Genomic DNA, 3,849 nt, shown 5'->3' with positions numbered 1-3,849 from the left:
CTCGGCCAGATCAGCCCGATCACCTACGAACAGCGATCAACTACGCTGGCCACCGCCGCATGACAACCGGTGTCCACGATCACGGGGAAGGCCCCGCTCTCCGAGCATGGACCCACGAGGCTGCACATCTCTGTCAGGACCCGGTTGTATGAGGGGATTCCTGCGTTGTCCACCGCGAAGTAGAGCCCGCCGAACGTTGCCACGACCTGAGCCACGGTCCGCTGTACGGGCTGCTCATCGCTGATGCCGACGGCCACGGCCACGGCCACGGCCTCAGCCCGGCCGCCTTCCTTCACGATCAGCTCCATGGTCTGGCGGGCGCTGTACTCGTCCAGGTCGAGTACAGCGACCGCGGCCCCGCGCTGGGCGAACTCAAGCGCGCTGGCGCGCCCGGTTCCGCTGCCGACGCCGGTGACCAGACCGGCCTTGCCTGCGTAGCTGCTCAGAAGCCGTATCTCAACCGAACGTGATCGTTTGATTTCCGCTGGTCAGGCATTGTTTCGGTCGGAGTGAGGGAGAGTTCCGACGTTCTGTTCCGCTGGTTTGGTGAGGGGTGTGCGGTGGCGTCGATTCTGGGGTTGCTGGAGGTGCGGGAATCGGTTGCTCGCGAGCGTGTCGAGGATCTGCGGGAGGCGGCGGCCTGGGCGGCTGCGGCGCTGGAGGCTGCAGAGATCGAGCTGGACCGGCGGGTGATTGCGCGGGAGGAACTCGTCGAGGCCCTGGCCGCGTCCGCTGCCGGGACCACCGCCCTGACCGAGGCGGAGACGGAAGCGGAATCAGTGCCTGCTTCCGCGCCGTTGCCGGGAACGACAGTGCCGTCCTGGCGGGAAGGTCTGCCGGCGACGGCTCTCGCGCCGGACTACCAGCGGATCCTGGGCATGCTGGCGGACCGGCCGGGTCAGGAGCCGGTGAAGGCCAAGGAAATTGCGGTGATGCTGGGGCTGGAACCGACGCCGGCGAAGGTGGAGGGCGTGCGGTCGAAGGCGAGGCGACTGGCGGAGCGCGGGTGGCTGGTCCAGGAAGCGTCGGGGATGTTCAGCGCCGTTCGCGGGCCCGTGGCCGGGCCAGGCGTCGGCTCATCCGCGTGATCATCGACCACTGGATCACGGCCTCGCTGGTGGCGGTCAGGGTTTCGTAGTCACGGGCCAGACGGCGCGAATGCATCAACCACGCGAACGTGCGCTCCACCACCCACCTGCGGGGCAGCACCACGAACCCTTCCATGGCGTCGGTGCGCTTGACGACCTCCAGAGTGAGCGCGAGTTCCTGACGGCACCAGGAGACAAGGCCGCCGGTGTAACCGCCGTCGGCCCAGACCAGAGTGATCTCCCGGTGCAGCGACCGCAGTCGTCGTAGCAGGGGCACGGCCGCGTCCCGGTCGCCGACGTTCGCGGCTGTCACCGCGACGACCAGCAGCAGGCCGAGCGTGTCGGTCACGATGTGCCGTTTGCGGCCCGGCACCTTCTTCCCGCCGTCGTACCCGCTCGAGGAAACCGGCACCGAGGCGGAGGCCCGCGCCGACTGCGCGTCGATGATCCCCGCCGAAGGCTCCGCCTCCCGGCCCTCGCGCTCACGGACCCTCCCACGTAGCCGGTCGTGGAACTCCGCGACCAGCCCGTGCTCCCGCCATCGGCGGAAGAAGGCATAGACCCGGCCCCAGGCGGGGAAGTCCGCGGGCATCGCACGCCAGGAAATCCCGCCCGCGACCAGGTAGCGGATCGCGTCGATCATCCAATGCCACGAAGTTAAGGGTTCGGTGGTGGCGTCAAGGTGTCAGGGAGAGTGATCTTGTAGGTGTTCGGCGCGGTGCGGATGAGCCGGCCGTTGCGAGCCCAATAGCAGAGTTGCGCGGTGAGGCTGCTGAGGGGGCGCCCCGAAGCGGGGAGCCCGAGATGCCGCGCGATGTCCCGGGTGTGCATGGCCTGGTTGGAGTTCGCGGCCAAGATCTGGCAGACCTGGCCCCAGCGGCCGGAGAGGGCCCGACTCGGGTCCTGCGCGCTGGGCAGGGCTGGTGGGTGCACGGTGATCTCGATGGCGGTGATCAGGGTGCTGTCGCGTGGACGTCCGTCGCGGTTCCAGATGTTGTAGCGGGAGGTTCCGCACTTGACGATGCGGGCGGACAGTCGCATCCGGCGCCCGGGAAGCAGCGCGTGCAGGACGCGGGCGCCGATGTGTCCCACCAGGTCGGGGCGGCTGCTCGGCCCTGAGACCGCGGTCGTTCCGACCAGGCTGACCACCGTGTCGCGGGCGGCTTCCAGAGCGACGGTGAAGCCGGCCCGGTCGGGATCGCAGCCGGGCATTGTCTCCACCGCGGTCACCATGACCGAGCGCAGGGCCTGGTAGAGGGTGAGCAGTCCCCACATCTCCTGGTTGAGACCCACCGGGTCCTTCGAACGCAGAACTCGGCCTTTGAGCAGGGTGTGACGTAGAGCCAGGTAGGTGATCTCGATCTCCCAGCGCTCGTGGTAGAGACGCACCAGGTGGTCGGCTGGATCGGTGCGGTGGTCGGTGAGCGTGGTCAGCAGGCGGTAGGTCCCGCCGAAGTCGCCGCCGTCGGCGGTGCGGGAGTGGATCTCGGCCTCGATCACCCGCAGCGGGAGGCCCCCGATCCGGGTCAGGTAAGAGCCGTCGGGCAGCAGCGCCAGCACCGGCGGGCGTCGGGTGCTGGTGGCGCGAATCAGAAACTGCGCCCCCTGAGCTGCGATGTCTGCGAGCAGTTCGTTGCTGTCGAAGGCGCGGTCCGCCAGAAGGAGCATGTCCGAGGTCAGGTGGCCGACCAGGTCGTAGGCGTAGTCGGTCTCGCCCTTGGAGGCGGGGCCGAAGACCGCTGCGATCAGGCCGCGGGTGCCGGTTTCGCACAGGGTCATGAGCATCAGCCGGGGGTAGCCGGTCGGGCCGTAGCGGCGTTCGGTGCGGCCGAGCCAGGACCGGTTGCGCTCGTGGTCGGGGACGGACAGGCTCCCGCAGCCGTCGAAGGCGACCGTACGCCAGCGGCGGTAGCGCACTCCGGGCGTGGACGGCTGGGCCAACGGGCCGGCCAGCACGTCGAACAGCCGCTTGAGCGGGGCCACCCCGACCCGCCGACGCAGATCGCGAAGTGCCTTCTCCGACGGCTGCGGCACTCTGGCGGCCAGTCCGGCCGCGAGTTTGCCCCACACCAGTCCGGTGCCCAGATGCCCGAACAGGCCGAGCGCGAGCACGAAGTACACCCCGACGCGAGAGGGGAGGCTTCTCAGTCGTCGCTCGCGTGCCCCGGTCTCGTCCAATACCGCATCCACCAACTCGGGTGGGATGACCTGCGTTAACTCGCCGATGTGGCCAGGCGCGAACACGTCATCGGTTCCGCCCGTGACAGACTGGACCACTGGGCCTCTGCTTTCTCAGGAAGATCTTGGTCGATCCCCTGGATAGCAGAGGCCCCTCCCACATCTCGCCCACCCTTGACACCGCCGCCGAGCGCTTAACTTCGTGGCATTGGTCGATCATCGAGCGGTGGCAGTAGCCCTCGGGCTGCCCGCCCTTGCCCTCCAGCCAGGCCGGAGCCGGCAGCAACGGACGCACCGCCGCCCACTCCGGATCCGTCATGTCCGAGAGATACCGGCGCACCCGATCAGGATGATCAGCCGCGTTCCCGTACACGTGCGCGAGGCAATCACACGATGGAGGGGACGAGTTGAAGGCAACGGGGTCGGGCGCGTACAACTGCGACAACAGGGCCTCCTGGAACCGCTCGGATGGGATCGCACCCCCGAGCTTGTCAAGCCCCGGGTTTCGTGGAGAGTGAGTTAGCTGGTTTTCTGGAGTGATGCTGGGGGTTGGGCCGCGTAGTGGGCGGCTTCGTGCTCGGCG

4 protein-coding genes are annotated in these 3,849 nt (G+C 68.5%); 1 reads left to right on the top strand and 3 read right to left on the bottom strand.

Features of this window, described 5'->3' with window-relative positions; all coding sequences use genetic code 11:
• Window positions 1–23: 23 nt before the first annotated feature.
• Window positions 24–419, bottom strand: coding sequence for an SDR family NAD(P)-dependent oxidoreductase (locus tag ACFVX4_RS41705; protein WP_389988638.1), 396 nt, complete (start codon window positions 417–419; stop codon window positions 24–26).
• A 141-nt stretch (window positions 420–560) separates the two neighbouring features.
• Between ACFVX4_RS41705 and ACFVX4_RS41700 the strand changes: the two genes are divergently transcribed.
• Window positions 561–1,088: a hypothetical protein gene (locus ACFVX4_RS41700; protein ID WP_389988635.1), complete on the top strand. Its 528-nt coding sequence runs from the start codon at window positions 561–563 to the stop codon at window positions 1,086–1,088.
• Here ACFVX4_RS41700 and ACFVX4_RS41695 read toward each other — a convergent pair.
• Window positions 1,036–1,731 (bottom strand): IS5 family transposase, encoded by a 696-nt coding sequence (locus ACFVX4_RS41695; RefSeq protein ID WP_389988632.1) that lies wholly within the window; start codon window positions 1,729–1,731, stop codon window positions 1,036–1,038. The two genes, ACFVX4_RS41700 and ACFVX4_RS41695, sit on opposite strands and share 53 nt — an antisense overlap.
• A gap of 14 nt (window positions 1,732–1,745) precedes the next feature.
• Window positions 1,746–3,365: an IS4 family transposase gene (locus ACFVX4_RS41690; protein ID WP_389988629.1), complete on the bottom strand. Its 1,620-nt coding sequence runs from the start codon at window positions 3,363–3,365 to the stop codon at window positions 1,746–1,748.
• Window positions 3,366–3,849: the final 484 nt, after the last annotated feature.

The organism is Streptomyces sp. NPDC058240, assembly GCF_042882135.1.
Taxonomy (GTDB): Bacteria; Actinomycetota; Actinomycetes; order Streptomycetales; family Streptomycetaceae; genus Streptomyces.
Note: the sequence above shows the minus strand (reverse complement) of the source record. Positions and strands in the feature narration are given on the sequence as shown.